Below are 19021 nucleotides of genomic sequence, written 5' to 3' on the forward strand. Positions count from 1 at the left end.
CTGGTTGCGGCCTCAGCCGCCCTGCACCGGCCGCGTGGCCGGTGCGCTGCGGCCACCCGGCGCACCGGAGGCGACCGAGCAGGGATTGCCCCGGGAGTTGGGGACCAGTTCCGGCGCGGCGGCCGTCGCCGCAGGCGGTCCACCCGCGGCGGCGGCGGCGGGCTGGCCGGACCGGCCGGAGACATCCAGCACCCGGACCGGCGTGCCATCCTTCAGGATGCGTTGCTGGCCCGCGGTCACCACCGTGTCGCCCGCGCCCAGGCCCTGGGTGACCTCCACCTTGCCCTGCTGGCGCACGCCGACCTTGACCTCGACGCGTTGCGCGATGCGCGTGTCCTGGTCGGGACCGTCCACCAGCCGGTAGACGAACTGGCGGCCGGACTGCGGCACGATCGCCTCCTCGGGGATCATGCGGGCGTCCTCGCGCACGCCGAACACCGGCGTGATGCGGGCGAACATGCCGGGGCGCAGTTTCAGGTGCCGGTTGTCCACGCAGCCGCGGATGCCGACGGAACGCCCGTTGGCGTCCACCAGCGGGTCGATCGCCTGGATCATCGCGCTGAAGCGCTGGCCGGGAAGCGCATCGACGTCCAGCAGCGCGGTCTGTCCCGGCTTGACCTTGGTCTGGAAGCGCTCCGGCAGGCGAAAGTCGACGTAGAGCGCGTCGAGGTCCTCGATGTTGACGATGTCGGCACCGTCCTTGAGGTAGTCGCCGACGTTGATGCTGCGGATGCCGGCCACGCCGTCGAAAGGCGCCAGGATCTTCAGCCGTGCGAGCGTCGCCCGGGCCAGGGCCAGCTTGGCATCGGCCACCTGCAGGTTGGCCGCGCTTTCGTCCACGGCGCGTTGGGCGATGAACTTCTCCTCCACCAGTTCCCGGTTGCGCCGGTGGTTGGCGCGCGCGATGGAGACTTCGGCCTCGGCCTGCTTCACCAGGGCCATCGGCAGCTCGTCGTCCAGTTGCACCAGCAGCTGGCCGCGCCGCACGCGGTCGGCGTCGCGGAAATTGATCTGCGTCACGCGGCCGGACACTTCGGGGCGCAGCACCACGCTCTGGCGCGAACGCAGGCTGCCCACCGCCTGCGCGTCGTCGGTGATGCGCATCGTTTCGACGCGCGCCACTTCCACTGCCGGCGCGCGGCCGGGGCCGCCGGCCGCCGACGGCGTGCCTGCGCCCTTGCCACGGCCGGGTCCCGGCGCCGTTGGCGTTGCGGCGGCGTCGGTGCCCTCGGCCTGCCGGGGCTTCTGGAGCCACCACGCTGCGCCCGAAGCCACGGCGATGCCGGCGATCGCAACGACGGTGTAGATGGACTTGGATGCCATGTAGTGCTGATCCGTGGACAAATCTGGTGCGCGCAAGTGCTTCCCGCCAAATGTGGCGAGAACGAATTTCGCAATGTAACAGCTGGTGTAAGGCAGCGGTTCCCGCACCCGCCTCCAGCGTGCGGCAAATCCGCGACAGCTGCCTTTTTTTACCGGCTCTTTACCGCTGCACGGTCGCCACGCCCAGGTTGGCCAGCGCGTCGGCCCGTTCGTTGCCGGGATCCCCGTTGTGGCCGCGCACCCAGCGCCAGTCCACCACGTGTCCGCCCTGCCGGAGCAGATCGTCGAGTCGCTGCCAGAGTTCCACGTTCTTCACCGGTTGCTTGCTCGCGGTCTTCCAGCCCTTGGCCTTCCAGCCCGGCAGCCACTCCGTGATGCCCTTGAGCACGTACTGGCTGTCCAGGTACAGCGTCACCGCGCAGGGCCGCTTCAAGGCTTCCAGCGCGCGGATCACGGCGGTGAGCTCCATCCGGTTGTTCGTGGTGCCCGCCTCGCCGCCGTACAACTCCTTCTGGGTGGTGCCGGAGCGCATGAGGACGCCCCAGCCGCCGGGCCCCGGATTGCCCTTGCAGGCCCCGTCCGTGTAGATCTCGACTTCGTTCATTCGAAAGGTGTGAGTTCGCTTCGATCGCGGCTGCGGTTGGCCACCGGCAACGGCGCGGAGGCGAGGCGCTTGGCCCGTTTCCACGGCGTTCCGAGCAACTTGATGCCGCGCACGCGCTTGACCGCGACGATGAAATAAACGGCGCCGAAGATCGGCCACCAGCGCTCGCCCAGTCCGTCCATCCAGGCATACCGTTCCAGCCATTTCTCGCTGGCCATGGCGGGGCGCCAGCAGCCGAAGCTGCTGGTCTCGACCTCGAATCCGAGCAGCCGCAGCCAGTCGCGCAGCCGCCAGTAGCCGATGAACTCGCCGGCATCCGGCAGGTACAGCTCGCCGAACCCGAGCCGCTGGTAGACATGGGCGCGGCGCTGGCGCAGGCCCCACAGGCTGGCCGGGTTCAGGCAGCAGACCACGACCTTGCCCTCGGGCACCAGCACGCGCTCCACCTCGCGCAGCGTGGTGTGCGGGTCGACGTTCAACTCCAGCGAATGCGGCAGCACGACCAGGTCGAGGCTGTTCTCCTCGAAGGGCAGCGCGGAGTACTCGGTGATGATGTCCGGGCGCACTTCGGAGGCGAGTGCGTCCGGCTCGCGCAGCGCGAGCCACTTGTGCGGCATGCGATTGGCCTGCAGCGTGTCCAGCTCCGGCAAGCCAAGCTGCAGCGCGTGGTAGCCGAAGATGTCACCGACCGCGCGATCGAATTCCGCGCGCTCCCATGCAAGCAAATACCTGCCGGGCGGCGTCTCGAACCACTGCTGCATTCCTATAATCCGCTCGCTCATGAAGTTGATCCCGCTGCCCGCATTCCAGGACAACTACCTTTGGCTGCTCCACGACGGCCGGCGCGCGCTGGTCGTCGACCCCGGCGAGGCCGGTCCGGTGCTCGCCGCGCTCGAAGAGGGCGGTTTGCAACTGGAGGCGATTCTAGTCACGCATCACCACCCGGACCACGTCGGCGGCGTCGATGCCGTGCGCGATGCGACGGGCGCGCGCGTGTTCGGGCCGGCGCGCGAGCGCATCCCCGAGCCGTTGCAGCGCCTGTCCGAAGGCGATGCCATCGATGTGCTCGGGCTGCGCTTCGAAGTGATCGACGTTCCCGGCCACACGGCAGGCCATATCGCCTACTACGCCAGGGACGTCGACGATTCCCCGCTGCTTTTCTGCGGCGACACGTTGTTTTCCGGCGGCTGCGGCCGCCTGTTCGAGGGCACGGCGGCGCAAATGCACGACTCGCTGGCCAAGCTTGCGGCCCTCCCCGGGAATACCCGGGTGTGCTGCACGCACGAATACACCCTCGGAAACCTGAAATTTGCCACAGCCGTGGAACCAGCCAATTCCAGGCTGATCCATTACAGGCAACAATGCGAGCTCAGGCGTTCGCACGGCGAGCCCACCCTCCCCTCCACGATCGCGACGGAACGGGAGGTCAATCCCTTCCTGCGCACCCGCATCCCCGCGGTCACGCAGGCGGCCCACGCGTACAACGCGGCGGACGTGAAAGACGAGGTCGCGGTTTTCGCGGCCTTGCGCCAATGGAAGAACGAGTTCAGATGACGATGTACAAGCTGCTCGCCCTCACCGCCGCCCTGGCCCTGGCCGGCTGCGCCACCACTGGCACCGGCCCCGGCACCCACGAAGCGACGGTCGAAACGAGGGAGGGGCAGCCGCCGCAGGCACAGCCCGCAGCGCAGCAACCGCAGCAGCAAGCCGTGATCCCGTCCGGCCCGATGTCCGCGATCCAGTCGTCCGAGGTGAGCTCGCAGCGGGTCAAGTCCACGGAGCCGCCGGCCGACCTGTGGGGCCGCATCCGCAAGGGCTTCGCGATGCCGAACCTCGACGACGATTTCGTGCGGCGACACGAACAGTGGTATTCCACGCGTCCCGACTACATGCTGCGCATGACCGACCGTTCGCGCAAGTACCTGTTCCACATCGTCGAGGAGCTGGAGCGCCGCAACATGCCGATGGAGCTGGCCTTGCTGCCCTTCATCGAGAGCGCCTTCAACCCGCAGGCCGTGTCGAGCGCGCGCGCCGCGGGGATGTGGCAGTTCATGCCCGCCACGGGCAACGACTTCCAGCTCCGGCAGAACGTCTTCCGGGACGACCGCCGGGACGTGCTGGCCTCCACCCGCGCCGCGCTGGACTACCTGCAGAAGCTGCATGGCATGTTCGGCGACTGGCACCTGGCCCTGGCGGCCTACAACTGGGGCGAAGGCAGCGTGGGCCGCGCCATCAAGTTCAACCAGCGGGCCGGCCGGGGCACTTCGTACGCCGAGCTGAGCATGCCGGACGAGACGCGCAACTACGTGCCGAAGCTGCAAGCGGTGAAAAACATCATCAGCAGCCCCGAGCAGTTCCGCGCCGAACTTCCCAACATCGAGAACCATCCCTACTTCCAGTCGGTCACGCTGGAACGCGACATGGACGTCGAACTCGCCGCGCGCCTGGCCGACGTCAGTGTCGACGACTTCAAGGCGTTGAACCCGCAGCACAACCGGCCGGTCATCCTGGCCGCCGGCACGCCGCAGATCCTGCTGCCATGGGACAACGCCACCGTCTTCAAGCGCAACTTCTCCGAATACACCCAGGGCCGGTTCGCGTCGTGGACAGCCTGGAGCGCGCCCTCCACCATGTCGGTGGCCGAGGCCGCCCGCCGCAACGGCATGAGCGAGGCGGACCTGCGCGCGGTGAACAGCATCCCGCCGCGCATGTTGATCAAGTCGGGCTCGGTCCTGATCGTGCCGCGCGGCAGCGCGAGCCAGTCGGACGTCACCAGCCACGTGGCCGACAACGGGCAACTGAGCCTGGCGCCCGAGATCGTCACGCGGCGCATGGTGGTCAAGGCCGGCCCGCGCGATACGGTCGTGAGCATCGCGCTGCGCTACAGGCTGCCGGCGTCGCAGGTGGCCGAATGGAACAACCTGTCCGCGGCGGCGGCCTTCAAGCCCGGGCAGCAGGTCGTGCTGCACGTGGCCGCGAGGGCGCCGGTCGCGGTCAAGGTGCCGGACAAGGCAGTGGTCCGCACGTCGGCGACCCACGCCGTGCCGCACCGCGCCGCCGCGCCGGTGAAGGCGATGGCCAAGGCGCCGGCCAAGCCGGTTGCGGCCGCGAAGACCGCCGCCAAGGCGCCCGCGAAGCCCACCGCCAAGGCCCCGGTGAAGCCGATCCGCTGAGCTTCCCGGGCCTTTTGGGACAATGGCCGGCTTCCCGCGTAAAGCGCGCGCGTCCAGTTGTAAGCAGCCAGTCCCGCTGCAGGACACTTCCGACCACCGTCCCCGCCGTGCGCTGATGCCGTCGAGCCGGATTCAGGGCGACAGTACGTCATTCACTTCAGGAGAATGACCATGCATCGCAAAACTCTGCTCAGCGCCGCCTTCGCGGCTGCCCTCATGGGCTTCGGCGCGGTGGCCCAGGCCCAAAGCATCACCGTCCGGGTGGCGCCGCCCGCGCCGCGTCACGAAGTCGCGCCGGCTGCCCGTCCCGGCCATGTCTGGGTCCGTGGCCACTACGTGTGGCGCGGCAACCAGTACGTCTGGGTCAAGGGCCACCACGTCGCCGCTCGCAGCGGCTACGTCTATCGGGAACCGCAGTGGGTGCAGCGCAATGGCGGCTGGGTCATGGTGGGCAACGCGTGGGAGCGCGGACCGCAAGGTGACAAGGACGGCGACGGTGTCGCCAACCGCTACGACCGTGACCGCGATGGTGACGGCATCCGCAACAGCAAGGATGCTCGCCAGTACAACCCGAACAAGTAACGCGCCGCGCCAGTCGCATCGGAACGGGGCCCTCGGGCCCCGCTTTTTTCGGACTGCGGCTTGCCGTCACGCCTTGAACTTCTCCTTGGCGCGGCGCGCGAAGTCGTTGGTGTACGTGCGCCCGATGTCTATCTTGTCGGCCCGGATGCCCGTGTCGATGCTGGCGACTGCCTTCACGGCCGTCCTGGCGCCCTCTTCGGGCAACAGGCCGTCCAGCGCGATCGCTTCGCGCACCTTGTTGAACGAAGCCAGGTACAGCGCGCGGTCGCCAAGCAGGTAGCTTTCGGGCACCGTCTTGACGATGTCGCTGGGGCCGGCCGTCTGCAGCCACTTCAGGGCGTGCACGATCGCGTTGGCCAGCGCCTGGCAGGTGTTGGGATGGGCCTTGACGTAGTCGATGTGCGTGTAGAAGCAGCCGGCGGGCATGGGCCCGCCGAATACCTCCTGCGTGCCCTTGAGCGTGCGCGTATCGCTGATGATGCGCACTTCGCCCTTCTGCTCGAGCATCGTCATCACGGGATCGGTGTTGCTCATCGCGTCGACCTGCCCCGTGCGCAGCGCGACCAGCGCCCCGGTGGAAGTGCCCACGCCGACATAGCTGACGTCGCTGGCCTTCAGGCCGCCGCGCGACAGCACCAGGTTCGCCACCATGTTGGTCGACGAGCCCGCCGCGGACACGCCGATCTTCCTGCCGCGCAAGTCCGCCACGCCCCGGTAGTTGGGAACGGCCTTGGTCGAAACGCCCATCGCGATCTGCGGCGCGCGGCCCAGCAGCACGATCGACTGGAGAAGAAGATTCTTCGCCTGCATGTGGATGGTGTGCTCGTACGCACCACTCACGACATCGGCGGAGCCTCCCACCAACGCCTGCAGCGCCGTCGCACCGCCGGCGTGATCGGCGATCTCGACGTCCAGGCCTTCCGCTTTGAAATACCCCAGCTGTTCGGCAATCGTCAGGGGGAGGTAGTAGAACGCGGCCTTGCCGCCCACTGCGATGGAGACCCTGCTTTTTTCCGGCTTCCCTTGCGCACGCACGCCAGGGGCGGCCACTGCGGCAGCGGCCAGCAGCGTGAAGCTGCGGCGACTGAGGGAACTCGGGTGCATGGATCCTCCCTGGATCTTCTTCTGGATGTTCCGCAGGTTAAGCGCCATGCTGCGCAGCCGCATCGGGACTCTCCCGTGCGGGTTTTCACGTAACGCGCAAGGCCCTGCGCGCCGTGGGTCAGCGCCAGGCGCTCAGGAGGATGGCGATGTTCACCAGGAAGGCGGCAGCCCAGATGGCCGACCGCGTCTTCGGCATGCCGGCGACATACATGGCCGCGTAGATGATGCGCAGCGTCACGAACAGCAGCGCAAGGATGTCCAGCAGCGTCTGGGGCGCGCCGAGCTGGTGCGCGATGATGACCGCCGCGAAGAAGAACGGCAGCGCCTCGAACGTGTTGGCCTGCGCCGCGTTGGCGCGCGCCTTCCAGCCCTCCTGCCGCGCCAGCCACTCGCGCGGTGCGTGGTTGTCGTAGCCGCCCTGGCTGCGCGGCTTGCCGAAGTCCTGGAACTTGGCCAGGTACGCGCACGCGAGCGGCAACAGCGCCGCGGCGAGCACGCACCAGTAGGCCACGGTGAAACGCGCGAAAGTCATCGGGTCCTCCTGTCCACCAGCGCATGCGCGATGGTTCCCAAGTCGACGTATTCGAGTTCGCTGCCGGCGGGCACGCCACGCGCGAGCCGGGTCACCTTCAGCCCGCGCTGCTTCAGGGCCTCGGCGATCACGTGCGCGGTGGCCTCGCCTTCCGCGGTGAAGTTGGTGGCCAGGATCACCTCCTGGACCTCGCCCTCGGTGGCGCGCGCGAACAGCTTGGCCAGGCCGATGTCCTTGGGGCCGATGCCGTCGAGCGGACTCAGCTTGCCCATCAGCACGAAGTAGAGGCCGTTGAAGGCCTGCGTGCGTTCCACGGCGGCCTGGTCGGCCGGCGTCTCCACCACGCACAGCTTGCTGCGGTCGCGCTGCGGGCTGCGGCACGTGGCGCACACCTCGTCCTCGGTGAACGTGTGGCACTGGCTGCAGTGCCGGATGTTGCTGGCGGCCTGCTCGAGCGACCGGGCGAGCACGTGCGCGCCCTCGCGGTCGTGCTGCAGCAGGTGGAACGCCATGCGCGAGGCGGACTTGACGCCCACGCCGGGCAGGCGCCGCAGCGCCTCGATCAAAGCCTGGAGGGAAGGTTCGGCCAAGTGCTCGGGAAGCTCAGAACGGAAGCTTCATGCCGGGCGGCAGGCCGGCCGTCAGCTTGCCCATCTTCTCCGCCGACGTTTCTTCCGCCTTGCGCACGGCGGCGTTGAACGCCGCCGCGACGAGGTCCTCCAGCATGTCCTTGTCCTCGCCCAGCAGGCTGGGGTCGATGGTCACGCGCTTGACGTCGTGCTTGCAGGTCATGGTGACCTTCACGAGGCCGGCGCCGGATTCGCCGCTCACCTCGATGTGCGCGAGTTCCTCCTGCGCCTTCTTCAGGTTGTCCTGCATCGCCTGCGCCTGTTTCATCAGGCCGGCCAGCTGTCCCTTGTTGAACATGGTGTGCTCGCTTAGTGTTTCTCGATCGGTTTGATACTGCCCGGGACGATTTTCGCCCCAAAGTCACGCTGCATCTGCTGCACGAACGGATCGCTCAGGATGATCTGCTCCGCGGCTTGCTGCCGCTCCGCCGCGGCCTGCGCGTTGCGGCGCGCCGGGCTGTCGGTCACCGGGCCGACTTCCACCGAGAGCTCGACGGGGTGGCCGGCGGCATGCAATGCGGCGCGCAGCCGCTCGCGGCTGGCCGGCTGGTTGAGCGACTCGCGCTCCACGCGCAGCATCCAGTGGCCTTCGTCGCGGCCCACCAGCTGGGCCTGCAACGCGAGCTCGCGCACGAGGGCGACGATGGCTTCGCGCTGCACGAGTTGCTGCACGGTGGCCGACCAGAAGTCGCCGTCGGCGGTGGGAACGACCGCGGGGGCGTGGGACGGTGTCTCGCGCAGCGGCTCGGGTTGCACGCGGACCGGCACGCCCATGACGTCGCCGCTGTCGCGGGCCGGGGCGGCGGTGCGCGGCGGTGTTTGGCGCGGTTCGACGACAGGCAGCACGTGGCCGGGAGGGGCGGGTTGTGACGGTGCACCGGGGTTCGGCTGCGCGCTCACCGCCGGCCTGCGGGGTTCAGAAGCAACGCCGGGGTCGCGTTGCGAACCCGGCCTGCCGGGCGCGACCGATTCCGCAGGCCGGGTTCGCGCAGCGACCCCGGCAACCCCGTCATTCAGAGTTTTTTTTTCCTGCGCCCCCGGCTTGAACGCCAGCAGCCGCAGCAACACCATCGTCAGCGCCGCGTATTCGTCCGGCGCCAGCCCCAGCTCCGCCCGCCCATGCAGGCAGATGCTGTACAGCAGCTGCGTCTCGTCGGCCGGCATCGACGCCGCCAGGCGCGCGATCGTCGCCGCTTCTTCATCGATGGGTTCGCCGGTGTCCGGCACGGCCTGCTGCACCGCCATGCGCTGCAGCACCATGCTCATTTCCTCCAGCGCCGCGCCGGCGGACAGGCCGTGCAGGCGCAAGGCCTCGGAGGTCTCGACCACGGTCTTGCCGTCACCCTGGGCCAGCGCTTCGACCAGGCGGAACACATGGCTGCGGTCCACGCTGCCCAGCATCGCGCGCACCGCCGGTTCGCGCAGCTCGCCGCCGCCGAACGCGATGGCCTGGTCCGTCAGCGACAGCGCATCGCGCATGGAGCCGCGCGCGGCGCGCGAGAGCAGGCGCAGCGCCTGCGCGTCGGCGGGCACGCCTTCGGCCTCGAGCACGTGCGCCAGGTGCTCCTGCACCGTCTCGGGCGCCATCGGACGCAGGTTGAACTGCAGGCAGCGTGACAGCACCGTCACCGGCACCTTCTGCGGGTCGGTCGTGGCCAGCACGAACTTCAGGTATTCCGGCGGCTCCTCCAGTGTCTTGAGCATCGCGTTGAATGCGTGCCCGGTGAGCATGTGCACTTCGTCGATCATGAAGACCTTGAAGCGCCCCTGCACCGGCTTGTAGACCGCTTGCTCCAGCAGCGACTGCACCTCGTCCACGCCGCGGTTGGACGCCGCGTCCAGTTCGGTGTAATCGACGAAGCGGCCGGAGTCGATGTCGGTGCAGGCCTGGCAGATGCCGCAGGGTGTGGAAGTGATGCCGCCCTGCCCGTCGGCGCCCTGGCAGTTGAGCGACTTGGCGAGGATGCGCGCCACGGTGGTCTTGCCGACGCCGCGCGTGCCCGTGAACAGGTAGGCGTGGTGCAGCCGCTGCTGGTCGAGCGCGTTGGAAAGCGCCTGCACCACGTGCGCCTGGCCCACCATCTGGCCGAAGGTCCGGGGCCGGTACTTGCGGGCGAGCACGAGGTACGACATGCGGTCGATTCTACGGTGGCCCCACACCGAGCTCGGCCACGCCGCTCGCCTACAATACGGCCTGACGGGCCTCCCCGCATGGTGAAGCGGCCAACCGGGTCAGGTGGGGAACCAAGCAGCCCTAACCGTGGAGCCAGTGCCGGGGGTAAGGCTCGTCAACCATCTTCAAAAGGCCCCGCAGTGCGGGGCCTTTGCCTTGCGGCCTTGCATTCGCCGGCTGCGCAACCATACTTCGTCCGCAGCCCGTGCTTCTGTCATCCGGCCCGCATGACGAACCGGCGCCGGCTGACACGGTCGCGCTTGGGCTTCCCACAAACCTTACCTTATGGCCGCGCCTAAAGTTCGCAGCAACAAAGGGAGATGAGCCATGGGAAGGGCCGCTACTTCCGGCAGGAATGCCGGACATCGCTGGAATGGTGTTTCGCTGCTGCCCGCTGCGGTGCTGGCGCTGGCCGGTCTCGCCGGTCCGGCCTTCGCCGCAGGTGAAACGCTCCAGCTCCCCGCCGAAACGCTGATTGCCGAAGCGCGCACGGACCAGCAGCCCGCCCGGCTGAAGGTGCAGGCCAGCAGCCTGCCGCGGCTGGACGCGAACGACAACGGTTTCCAGGCGCCGCGGGTGGACGTTTCCTTGTTTCCCCCGGGTGGCCCCAGCGGCATCGGCGCCGTGATCGGCATGAGCACTCCGCGCGTCGGCGTGCATTCCTATGGCCTGAACCCGCCGCAGCCCAGTGTGGACCTGGGCGTGCGCTGGATCCAGCGCCTGAACAGCCAGCACCAGATCGACGTGACGGCCTGGCGCCGCATGATGATGGACCAGGACGCCTACAGCCTGATCCAGCGCCAGCAGCAGCAGCCGCTGTACGCGGCCAGGGTGGAGCTGAACCTGGCGGAATCCTCCAGCAAGGCGGGATTGATGGCGGACCTGAAAAGCCGCTTCGTCGGCCTGCAGCTGGAAAGCGGCGGCCGCATCTCGGTCAAGCGCAAGAACGGCGGCGCGATGGTTTACTACCGCACCGCCTTCTGACCCACCCGCGGCGCGTCAAGGCTGGACCACCAGGGCGCCTTGCGCGGTGAGGAAAGCGCTGCGCACCGCGGCACCGGGATAAGCCGCCGCGACGGCCTCGCGGTAGCGGCGCATCTGCTCCAGCAGCTCGGGCCGCCGCTCGGGGTGGGCTGCGGACTTGTAGTCGAGCACCCACCATTCGCCGCTGTCGCGCCGCCGCACCAGCCGGTCCAGCCGCAGCAGCTCGCCAGCGGCGAGCAGCTCGACTTCGTTGTCCTGCCAATCCACCTGGCCGGCGTCCCAGGCCCACGCGCCCTCACCCTGCAGGATGCGCTGCGCCATCGCCGCCGCCTGCTGCACCGCTGCGCCATCCAGGCCGAAGGTGCGTTCCACCTCGCGCAGCTGCGCCGGGCGCAGCCGGCCGCCGGCCGGCGCGGTTTCCAGCAGCCGGTGCATCGCTTCGCCCAGCCGCGACACGGCGCTGCCTTCCGCCGGCCCGGGACGCAGCCATTCCAGCAAAGTCGCCGCCGCCGCCCCGGGGACCGTGCGCAGGGTGAAGATGTCGGCGGCGCCGGCCTCGCCCAAGGGCTGGGCCGGCCCGGGGGCGGGCAGCAACGTGGCGCAAGGCAGCAGGCGCTGCCACCAGGTGGGCACCCCGGGGGCGGACGATGGCACCACGGAAGAAATCACCAGCCGGTGCTCGGCGCGCGTCATGGCGACGTACAAGGCATTCAGCTCCTCCCTTGCGCGGGCCGCGTGCTCGATGTCCAGCGCCTCCGCATTGCAGGCAGGCGGCCGTGTTTCGCTGGCCAGGAAGGCGAAGCGCCATGGTGACGGCGCCTCGCCCGGCCATTCGCACAACGCGCCCATGCTCTCGGGGCGGCTGGGCAGGCCGTCGGTGTCCAGCAGCAGCACGGTCGGCGCTTCCAGCCCCTTGGCGCCGTGCACCGTCAGCAACCGCACCACGCCCTCCGCCGCCACCGCCGGCCCGCGGATACCGCCCGCCTTGAGCGCCCGCACGAATGCGTAAGGGGTGAGGTAGCGCCCGCCCTCCACCTGCAGGGCCGCGCCCAGCAACGCCTGCAGGTTGGCCAGCACGCCGGGGCGCATGGGCACCGGTGCGCTGCGCGCGAACCGCGCCAGCACGTCGCCCTGGTCGTAGATCGCCTGCAAGGCATCGTGCGGCGGCAGCGACTGCGCCAGCTGCTGCCAGGCGCGCAGCCTGCCTGCGATCTCCGGCAGCGGCGCCGGCAGGTCCGCGCCCGCCAGCAGGCATTCGAACCAGGATCGCGGCGGGCCGTCCTGCGCCGACGCGCGCACCCGCAGCGCCAGTGCGACCAGCGCGTCATCGCTGCAGCCGAACAGCGGCGACTTCAGCGTGCGCGCCAGCGACAGGTCGTGCGCCGGCGACACCAGCACGTCCAGCAGCGCGGCGAGGTCCTGCACCTCCGGCGCTTCGCACAGATCGGTCTTTTCCGGCTGCTGCGCGGGGATGTGCAGCACGCGCAGTTCCTCTTCCATCGCGGCCAGTCGTTCGCGCCTGCGGGCCAGCACCATCACGTCCTGCGGGCGCGCGCCCGCGCGCAGCTGCGCCGCGACCCAGGCGGCGGCCTGCCGGCATTCCAGCATGACCAGCCGTTCCTCCGGCAGCTCGCGGGGCACGGTCAGGCTGTCGCGCCACGCCCAGTGGTCCTGCGGGGCATCGTCCTTCACTGGGCGCTGGATCGGTGGCAGCGCAAGCACCGCGCCCGCCGCACGGGACTGCGTGCTGTGCGCACGGAAGTCGCTGTAGAGGCCTTCGCGCTGGGTCTCCAGCATCACCGCGTTGACCGCCGCGAGCACCGCGGGCGCATTGCGGTGGGTGTGGTCGCAGCTCAGGCGGTCGCCGTGCAGGTCCTGCGCAATGAAGGCCTGGGCAGCCCGGAACACCATCGGCTCGGCGCGGCGGAAACGGTAGATGCTCTGCTTCGGGTCGCCCACGAGGAACACGCTCGGCGCGGCGCCGCCGGCACCCGCATAACTCGAGAGCCACGCGTGCAGCGCCTGCCACTGCAGGGCATTCGTGTCCTGGAACTCGTCGATCAGCAGGTGCCGCAGGCGCAGGTCCAGTTGCTCCTGCACCCAGCCGGAGAGCACGCTGTCGGACAGCAGCACGTGCGCGGTCCGCTCGACGTCGCTCATGTCCACCCAACCGTGCTCGCGCTTCAGCGCCGCATAGTCCTGCAGGAGCCGGCGCGCCAGGCGGGCCATGCGAAGGTGGTGCAGTTGCGCCTCGTGCTGGTGGACAGCGCGGCACAGGCGTTGCGCGAGCTCCTGCGCGCCGCGCACCGCGTCCGTGCCGGCCAGCGTTGCATTGAATTTGCGCCCTTCCTGCTTGTCCGTCAGCAGCGCCGATGCCACGCGAGCGAAATCGCCGTTCGTGACGGCCTCCTCCAGTTCGCGGCCCTTGGCCGAGAAGCTGGGGGCGGACGCGCGGCCGAGCGTGCGGGCCGCCTCGAAGAGCGCCTCGCGCACCCAGGGCAGCTGCAGCGCCGCCTCCGGCCGCTCGAGGCCGGCGAATTCCTCGAACAGCTCGCCGAACGGCCGCACCGAGTCTTCGACCACGCCATGGGCGTCGGCCATCGCGAACTCCACGCGCTTGGCCAGGGCGGCCTCCAGTGCCTTCAAGGTGTTGAAGCGGCCGAAGGCGGCGACCGAAGCTTCGTAGTCGGCCCGCGCCGCGGCATCGCCCTCCACGCCCGCGTGGAAGCGCCGCCAGACGCGCAAGACGGCTTCCTTGTCGTCTTCGAGCAGCTCGAAGCGGGTGGGCAGCCCCAGCGACTGCAGGACCGCGACCGGCGCGCCGCGCAACAGCGCCGCGAACCAGCTGTGGAAGGTGCGGATCTGCACCGGGCGGCCCGACCGCAGCAGGCGGGCATAAAGGCCGCGCAGGGCCGCGCGCGTCGCGGCATCGGCCTCGGGCAACCCGCGCGCCGCCAGCTCGCCCGACAGCTCTTCGTCGCTCGCCCGGCTCCACTGTTCGAGCCACTGCGCCAGCCGCTTGCGCATCTCGCCGGCGGCCTTGCGCGTGAAGGTGATGGCCAGGATCTCGTGCGGCTCGGCCCCCGCCAACAGCGCGCGCGTGATGCGCGACACCAGCATCCAGGTCTTGCCGGCGCCCGCGCAGGCCTCGACGGCGACGTGTCGCCGCGGGTCGCAGGCCACCGCATAGAACTGTTCGCGGCCAATGGTGTGGCCGTTGTGTTCATAGGCCGGCCGCACCGGCATCCCGGCGGCCTCAGTCACTCCAGCCATCCCTGCGGCACAGCCCGCGCGCGTTGCAGAACTCGCAGGCCCGGCCCTCGCCCAGGGCAGACAGCGGTGCACCTTGCCCGATGCGCCGCAGCTCCGCCTCGATGCCCTCTTTCAGGAGGTGCGCAGCCGGCGCGAGTTCCGGGTGCCTCACGGCCTCCACCTTGCCGCGCTCGCCGACGTTGAGGTAGGCGGCCTGCAGTGCCTCGCCGGGGAGGAGCAAGGCATAGAACGCCAGTTGCGTGTCTTCCAGCGGCGCCTTCATGCGGTCCTTGGTGGAGGGCAACCCTTCGGTCTTGTAGTCCATGACCAGCAGGCCGTCGGAGCCGCGGTCGACGCGGTCGATCCGGCCCGCCAGCGTCAGGCCGCCAAGCTGCACGCTGTGTTCGGCCTCGCCTTCGACGAACGCCATCCCGGTGCCCTCGTGCTTCTCCAGCCACTCCAGGTAGCCCGTGCGCACGGCAGGCCAGGTGGATGCGAACGGCAGGAACTCGCCTTCGCCCAGCCTCTGCGCAGCCATGCCGTCGCGCGCGATGGTGTCGAGCAAGGCCGCGCGCTCTGGCCGGGACATCGCGCCTCGTTCGCGCAGCGCCTCGTGGAAGACCTTGAAGACGCCATGCAGCCAGTTGCCGAAATCCCGCTTGTCCGCTTCGGCGTCGATCTCCTCGGCTTCCTTCAGGCCCAGCATGCGCATCGCGAAAAAGCGATAGGGGCAGCGCCGCAGGTCCTCGTAGCTGCTGGCGGACAATGTCGTGGGCACCAGCGCAGCGGCCTCCACCATCGGGGGCAGCACGGATTGCGCGTGCTCGTCGCGCGCCTCGCGGGCGTCCGCGCCCGGCGCGCCCACACCGTCCAGCGCCAGTGCCTGCACCAGCGGACTGGCCAGCGTGGCCTCGCCGGTGTCGTCGCTGGCGCGCCAGAACACGTCCACCTGGGGAGCCTGCAACGCGCAACGCCACGCCGCGCGCTGCACTTCCTCCAGGTCCTGCCGCAAGGGCAGGCCCAGCAGGCGGCGCTGCGCCTGCGTCCACCCCGCCGCGGGCTCCGGCGACGCCGGCAGATTGCGCTCGTCGCAGCCAGGCATGACCAGCGATGCGAACGGATGTCCGAGCAACTGGCTCATCGGCAGCACCACCACCTGTTCCTCGCCGGTGTGCGGCGGCACGAAGCTGGCGCTTTCCAGCACCTCGTTGGCCCACGACGTGAAGTCGCGCAAGCCCATGCGCCGCTGCCCGTGCGACCACGCCGACCATTCGTCGCCGGCCGCCTCGTCGAGCCGCAGCGCCGACAGGATCTTGCTGCCGGCGGAATCGCCGCGCAGCGCCTCCCATTGGCCGGCATCGCGCAGCAACTGCCGCAGCGCGGCCAGCCACTGCAGCAGGCCGCGCGCGGGCTGCATGGACTCGCGCCAGCCCGCCACCCGCGCCGCGGCACCCTGCACCGCCTCGGACCCGGCCCAGTCGCCATCGCGCAGCTGGCGCCATTCGCGCTGGCCGCTGCGCCGCACGCGCCGCTCCAGCGACTGCACGGTGCCGCTGCCCAGGGCGGGCACGCTCTTGAGCCAGTCGATCACCGAATCGCTGGTGGCGTCCCACGCGCAGGCACGCAACGCACCCATCACGCGCGCCGCCGCCAGCGTCGTCGAAAGTGTCCATCCCGTTTCATCGTGCACGCGCACGCCGCGGGTGAACAGCAGCGCGCCGATGCGCCGCGTCAGCACGCGGTCGGTGGCGGCCAGCGCCACCGGCACTTCACCTTGCGCAAGCCGCCGCCACACGCTGGCCGCGGCGCGCTCCGCTTCTTCGGCAGCGTCGGTGGCCGGATGCAGCGCGATGACGCCGGGGTCGGCCTGCGCCGCCAGCGGCCACGCCAGGGCGCGCTCGCCGAGTTGCTCGCGCAAGGCGCGCGGCACCGGCTCTTCCTGGAAACCCTGCAACACGACCAGGAGGTCGAGGTCGCGCGTGAGCGTGCCATCGAGCAAGGCATCGGTGGCATACGTCGACGCAGCCACCCACTCGAAGGCGATGCGGGCGATGGCCGCTTCGGTGGCCAGGGCGGGCGCCTCCATCCCCTGCAGCAGTTGCGGCCGCAGCCGGGCGGCCCACGCGGCGCGTTGCGCCGCAGGCACCGCGCGCGCCGCGTGCGCCGCCTGCCACGCGGCGTCCACCAGCGAGCCGGCCAGGACGTCGGCCTGCGCGCGCAATCCGCCCTGCTCCAGCCAGCCGCGCGCGGTCAGCAGGTCCCGCCCGATGTCGAATGAAAGGTCCAGCTCGCCCGGCTCCCAGGGATGGCGGCGCGCCCAGTTCATCGAAGTTTCGAAACGCGGCGCGAATCCGGACGGCTGCGCGAGCGCCCAGAAACGCCGCGCCACGGGCATCAGTTGCGCATAGGGAAGCAGGACCACGGTGCGCGCCGGATGCGCGCCGCGCACCGCGATGGCGGCCTGCAGGTCGCGCATGAGCTCCTGCCAACGCCGCGCGAATGGATGGGTTGTTGCTATCGCATCCATAGCATTGCACTGCGGCCCCGTACCCGGCGGGGGGTCTTGGTTTCTGTCACAATGCCCTGACTGTAGCTGTAGGCGGGACGGACCCCGCTTCACGAGAGGAACCCATGGCCAGCGACCTGATCAAGCACATCTCCGACTCTTCGTTCGAATCCGACGTCCTGAAGGCCGACAAGCCGGTCCTCGTGGACTACTGGGCCGAATGGTGCGGGCCGTGCAAGATGATCGCCCCGATCCTCGACGAAGTCTCCCAGAGCTACAAGGACAGGCTGCAGATCGCCAAGATGAACGTGGACGAAAACCGCGACATCCCGGCGAAGTTCGGCATCCGCGGCATCCCGACCCTGATGCTGTTCAAGGACGGCCAACTCGCCGCCACCAAGGTGGGCGCGATGAGCAAGGCGCAGCTCACCGCCTTCATCGACCAGCAGCTGGCCTGAAGACCAACCCCGAGCAACCGGACGCAGAAGGCGCAGAAGTTACGCAGAAATCGCAGAAGGACTCCCAATTCAGGTTTGGGTTTCCTTTTTGCGCCTTCTGCGTAACTTCTGCGCCTTCTGCGTCCGGTTGTTGGTTTTGACCCGGCGTACCTCACCAGCTCTTTTTGCTGCATAATCCGCCCCATCACTGATCCGCCCACACAGGCGGGCAGATCGAGATCCGGTTCGCAGGGCAGCTCTCGCCCGGCACAGAACCTCCCCCAAGATCCTCAGAACACCCCAAAGGGGTCACTCCATGCACCTGAACGAACTCAAGGCGCTGCACGTCTCGGAAGTCCTCAAGCAGGCCGAAGAGCTCGAGATCGAGAACACCGGCCGCATGCGCAAGCAGGAGCTGATGTTCGCCATCATCAAGAAGCGCGCCCGCGCCGGCGAACAGGTCTTCGCCGATGGCGTCCTGGAGATCCTGCCGGACGGTTTCGGCTTCCTGCGCAGCCCGGACACCAGCTATACGGCGAGCACGGACGACATCTACATCTCGCCCAGCCAGGTGCGCCGCTTCAACCTGCACACCGGCGACATGATCGAAGGCGAGGTCCGCACGCCCAAGGACGGCGAGCGTTACTTCGCGCTGACCAAGCTGGACAAGGTCAACGACGGCCTGCCGGAGGACAACAAGCACAAGGTGATGTTCGAGAACCTGACGCCGCTGTTCCCGCGCGAACAGATGCGGCTGGAACGCGACGGCGCCGGCGCCAAGAGCGAAGAGAACGTCACCGGCCGCGTCATCGACATCATCGCTCCCATCGGCCGCGGCCAGCGCGCGCTGATCGTGGCGCCGCCCAAGAGCGGCAAGACGGTGATGATGCAGCACATCGCGCACGCGATCGCCGCCAACCACCCGGACGTCCACATGATGGTCCTGCTCGTCGACGAGCGTCCGGAAGAAGTGACGGACATGCAGCGTTCCGTGAAGGCCGAAGTGATCGCATCCACCTTCGACGAGCCGGCCGCCCGCCACGTGCACGTCGCCGAAATGGTGATCGAGCGCGCCAAGCGCCTGGTCGAACTGAAGAAGGACGTGGTGATCCTGCTGGACTCGATCACCCGCCTGGCCCGCGCTTACAACAACGTCGTGCCGTCCTCCGGCAAGGTGCTGACCGGCGGCGTCGATTCCAACGCGCTGCAGCGCCCCAAGCGCTTCCTGGGCGCGGCGCGCAACGTCGAAGAGGGCGGCTCGCTGACCATCATCGCCACCGCGCTGATCGACACCGGCTCGCGCATGGACGAGGTGATCTTCGAGGAGTTCAAGGGCACCGGCAACTGCGAACTGCACCTGGACCGCCGCCTTTACGAAAAGCGCGTGTTCCCCTCGATCCAGCTCAATCGCTCGGGCACGCGCCGCGAGGAGCTGCTGCTGGCTCCCGAGATCCTGCAGAAGACCCGCATACTGCGCCAGTTCATGTACAACATGGACGAGATCGAAGCGATGGAAATGGTCCTGAAGTCGATGAAGGCCACGAAGACGAACGTGGAGTTCTTCGACATGATGCGTAGGGGCGGGTGAGCCACCGCTAAACCAAACAACCGGACGCAGAAGGCGCAGAAGTTACGCAGAAGACGCAAAGGGAACCAAATTGAATTGGAAGTCCTTCTGCGTCCTCTGCGTAACTTTTGCGTTTTCTGCGTCCGGTTGTTGGT

At 69.1% G+C, this 19021-nt stretch carries 16 protein-coding genes and 1 other RNA gene; 7 read left to right on the top strand and 10 right to left on the bottom strand.

Annotated elements, in window-relative coordinates:
* Positions 1-12 precede the first annotated feature (12 nt).
* From WG902_RS04225 to WG902_RS04235, 3 genes are all read right to left on the bottom strand, one after another.
* The gene (locus WG902_RS04225; protein ID WP_340058678.1) at positions 13-1323 is read right to left on the bottom strand and encodes an efflux RND transporter periplasmic adaptor subunit; all 1311 of its coding nucleotides are present in this window, start codon (positions 1321-1323) and stop codon (positions 13-15) included.
* Positions 1324-1483: 160 nt separating this feature from the next.
* Complete coding sequence (gene rnhA, locus WG902_RS04230; protein ID WP_340058679.1) at positions 1484-1927, bottom strand: ribonuclease HI; 444 nt, start codon at positions 1925-1927, stop codon at positions 1484-1486.
* Positions 1924-2709 (bottom strand): class I SAM-dependent methyltransferase, encoded by a 786-nt coding sequence (locus WG902_RS04235; RefSeq protein WP_340058680.1) that lies wholly within the window; start codon positions 2707-2709, stop codon positions 1924-1926. The genes rnhA and WG902_RS04235 overlap by 4 nt, the downstream gene beginning before the upstream one ends.
* Between WG902_RS04235 and gloB the strand changes: the two genes are divergently transcribed.
* The 3 genes from gloB (at position 2708) to WG902_RS04250 (ending at position 5682) form a co-directional block, all read left to right on the top strand.
* Positions 2708-3481: a hydroxyacylglutathione hydrolase gene (gene gloB, locus WG902_RS04240; protein ID WP_340058681.1), complete on the top strand. Its 774-nt coding sequence runs from the start codon at positions 2708-2710 to the stop codon at positions 3479-3481. The genes WG902_RS04235 and gloB overlap by 2 nt on opposite strands.
* Entirely contained in the window at positions 3478-5100 is a 1623-nt protein-coding gene (locus WG902_RS04245) for a transglycosylase SLT domain-containing protein (protein ID WP_340058682.1), read from the top strand. The genes gloB and WG902_RS04245 overlap by 4 nt, the downstream gene beginning before the upstream one ends.
* A 171-nt stretch (positions 5101-5271) precedes the next feature.
* A complete protein-coding gene (locus WG902_RS04250) occupies positions 5272-5682 on the top strand; it encodes a thrombospondin type 3 repeat-containing protein (RefSeq protein WP_340058684.1) in 411 nt (136 codons plus the stop codon).
* 66 nt (positions 5683-5748) lie between these two features.
* On the opposite strand, the gene WG902_RS04255 is transcribed toward WG902_RS04250, so the two are convergent.
* The 5 genes from WG902_RS04255 to dnaX form a co-directional block, all read right to left on the bottom strand.
* Complete coding sequence (locus WG902_RS04255; RefSeq protein ID WP_340058685.1) at positions 5749-6786, bottom strand: ABC transporter substrate-binding protein; 1038 nt, start codon at positions 6784-6786, stop codon at positions 5749-5751.
* A 118-nt stretch (positions 6787-6904) separates the two neighbouring features.
* Positions 6905-7318 carry an MAPEG family protein gene (locus WG902_RS04260; RefSeq protein WP_340058686.1) on the bottom strand — a complete coding sequence of 138 codons (414 nt, stop codon included), beginning with the start codon at positions 7316-7318 and terminating at the stop codon, positions 6905-6907.
* Positions 7315-7908: a recombination mediator RecR gene (recR, locus tag WG902_RS04265; protein WP_340058687.1), complete on the bottom strand. Its 594-nt coding sequence runs from the start codon at positions 7906-7908 to the stop codon at positions 7315-7317. The genes WG902_RS04260 and recR overlap by 4 nt, the downstream gene beginning before the upstream one ends.
* Positions 7909-7921: 13 nt before the next feature.
* Entirely contained in the window at positions 7922-8245 is a 324-nt protein-coding gene (locus tag WG902_RS04270; protein WP_340058688.1) for a YbaB/EbfC family nucleoid-associated protein, read from the bottom strand.
* An 11-nt stretch (positions 8246-8256) separates the two neighbouring features.
* Positions 8257-10080, bottom strand: a complete 1824-nt coding sequence (gene dnaX / locus WG902_RS04275) for a DNA polymerase III subunit gamma/tau (RefSeq protein WP_340058689.1) — start codon at positions 10078-10080, stop codon at positions 8257-8259.
* A 63-nt stretch (positions 10081-10143) separates the two neighbouring features.
* Here dnaX and ffs point away from each other — a divergent pair.
* Together ffs and WG902_RS04285 are read left to right on the top strand one after the other, a co-directional pair.
* An RNA gene (gene ffs / locus WG902_RS04280) (signal recognition particle sRNA small type) lies at positions 10144-10240 on the top strand.
* Between the two features lie 207 nt (positions 10241-10447).
* Entirely contained in the window at positions 10448-11104 is a 657-nt protein-coding gene (locus WG902_RS04285; protein WP_340058690.1) for a hypothetical protein, read from the top strand.
* A 15-nt stretch (positions 11105-11119) separates the two neighbouring features.
* On the opposite strand, the gene WG902_RS04290 is transcribed toward WG902_RS04285, so the two are convergent.
* Both WG902_RS04290 and WG902_RS04295 read right to left on the bottom strand, forming a co-directional pair.
* Complete coding sequence (locus tag WG902_RS04290) at positions 11120-14350, bottom strand: UvrD-helicase domain-containing protein (RefSeq protein WP_445263665.1); 3231 nt, start codon at positions 14348-14350, stop codon at positions 11120-11122.
* Between the two features lie 10 nt (positions 14351-14360).
* The gene (locus WG902_RS04295; RefSeq protein ID WP_340058692.1) at positions 14361-16832 is read right to left on the bottom strand and encodes a PD-(D/E)XK nuclease family protein; all 2472 of its coding nucleotides are present in this window, start codon (positions 16830-16832) and stop codon (positions 14361-14363) included.
* Positions 16833-16987: 155 nt separating this feature from the next.
* Between WG902_RS04295 and trxA the strand changes: the two genes are divergently transcribed.
* Both trxA and rho read left to right on the top strand, forming a co-directional pair.
* Positions 16988-17320 (top strand): thioredoxin TrxA, encoded by a 333-nt coding sequence (gene trxA / locus WG902_RS04300; protein WP_340058693.1) that lies wholly within the window; start codon positions 16988-16990, stop codon positions 17318-17320.
* Positions 17321-17615: 295 nt separating this feature from the next.
* The gene (rho, locus tag WG902_RS04305; protein ID WP_340058694.1) at positions 17616-18887 is read left to right on the top strand and encodes a transcription termination factor Rho; all 1272 of its coding nucleotides are present in this window, start codon (positions 17616-17618) and stop codon (positions 18885-18887) included.
* Positions 18888-19021: the final 134 nt, after the last annotated feature.

The sequence above is a fragment of the Ramlibacter sp. PS3R-8 genome (assembly GCF_037572435.1).
In the GTDB taxonomy this organism is placed as follows: domain Bacteria; phylum Pseudomonadota; class Gammaproteobacteria; order Burkholderiales; family Burkholderiaceae_C; genus Ramlibacter.

Excerpts from the sequence above, each read along its gene's own strand:
- WG902_RS04225 (WP_340058678.1), bottom strand. The coding sequence starts at position 1,323 with ATGGCATCCAAGTCCATCTACACCGTCGTTGCGATCGCCGGCATCGCC.
- WG902_RS04250 (WP_340058684.1), top strand. The coding sequence starts at position 5,272 with ATGCATCGCAAAACTCTGCTCAGCGCCGCCTTCGCGGCTGCCCTCATG.
- WG902_RS04295 (WP_340058692.1), bottom strand. The coding sequence starts at position 16,832 with ATGCGCGACCTGCAGGCCGCCATCGCGGTGCGCGGCGCGCATCCGGCG.
- dnaX (WP_340058689.1), bottom strand. The coding sequence starts at position 10,080 with ATGTCGTACCTCGTGCTCGCCCGCAAGTACCGGCCCCGGACCTTCGGC.
- WG902_RS04290 (WP_445263665.1), bottom strand. The coding sequence starts at position 14,350 with ATGCCGGTGCGGCCGGCCTATGAACACAACGGCCACACCATTGGCCGC.
- WG902_RS04245 (WP_340058682.1), top strand. The coding sequence starts at position 3,478 with ATGACGATGTACAAGCTGCTCGCCCTCACCGCCGCCCTGGCCCTGGCC.
- WG902_RS04285 (WP_340058690.1), top strand. The coding sequence starts at position 10,448 with ATGGGAAGGGCCGCTACTTCCGGCAGGAATGCCGGACATCGCTGGAAT.
- WG902_RS04235 (WP_340058680.1), bottom strand. The coding sequence starts at position 2,709 with ATGAGCGAGCGGATTATAGGAATGCAGCAGTGGTTCGAGACGCCGCCC.
- rho (WP_340058694.1), top strand. The coding sequence starts at position 17,616 with ATGCACCTGAACGAACTCAAGGCGCTGCACGTCTCGGAAGTCCTCAAG.
- WG902_RS04270 (WP_340058688.1), bottom strand. The coding sequence starts at position 8,245 with ATGTTCAACAAGGGACAGCTGGCCGGCCTGATGAAACAGGCGCAGGCG.
- gloB (WP_340058681.1), top strand. The coding sequence starts at position 2,708 with ATGAAGTTGATCCCGCTGCCCGCATTCCAGGACAACTACCTTTGGCTG.
- trxA (WP_340058693.1), top strand. The coding sequence starts at position 16,988 with ATGGCCAGCGACCTGATCAAGCACATCTCCGACTCTTCGTTCGAATCC.
- WG902_RS04260 (WP_340058686.1), bottom strand. The coding sequence starts at position 7,318 with ATGACTTTCGCGCGTTTCACCGTGGCCTACTGGTGCGTGCTCGCCGCG.
- rnhA (WP_340058679.1), bottom strand. The coding sequence starts at position 1,927 with ATGAACGAAGTCGAGATCTACACGGACGGGGCCTGCAAGGGCAATCCG.
- WG902_RS04255 (WP_340058685.1), bottom strand. The coding sequence starts at position 6,786 with ATGCACCCGAGTTCCCTCAGTCGCCGCAGCTTCACGCTGCTGGCCGCT.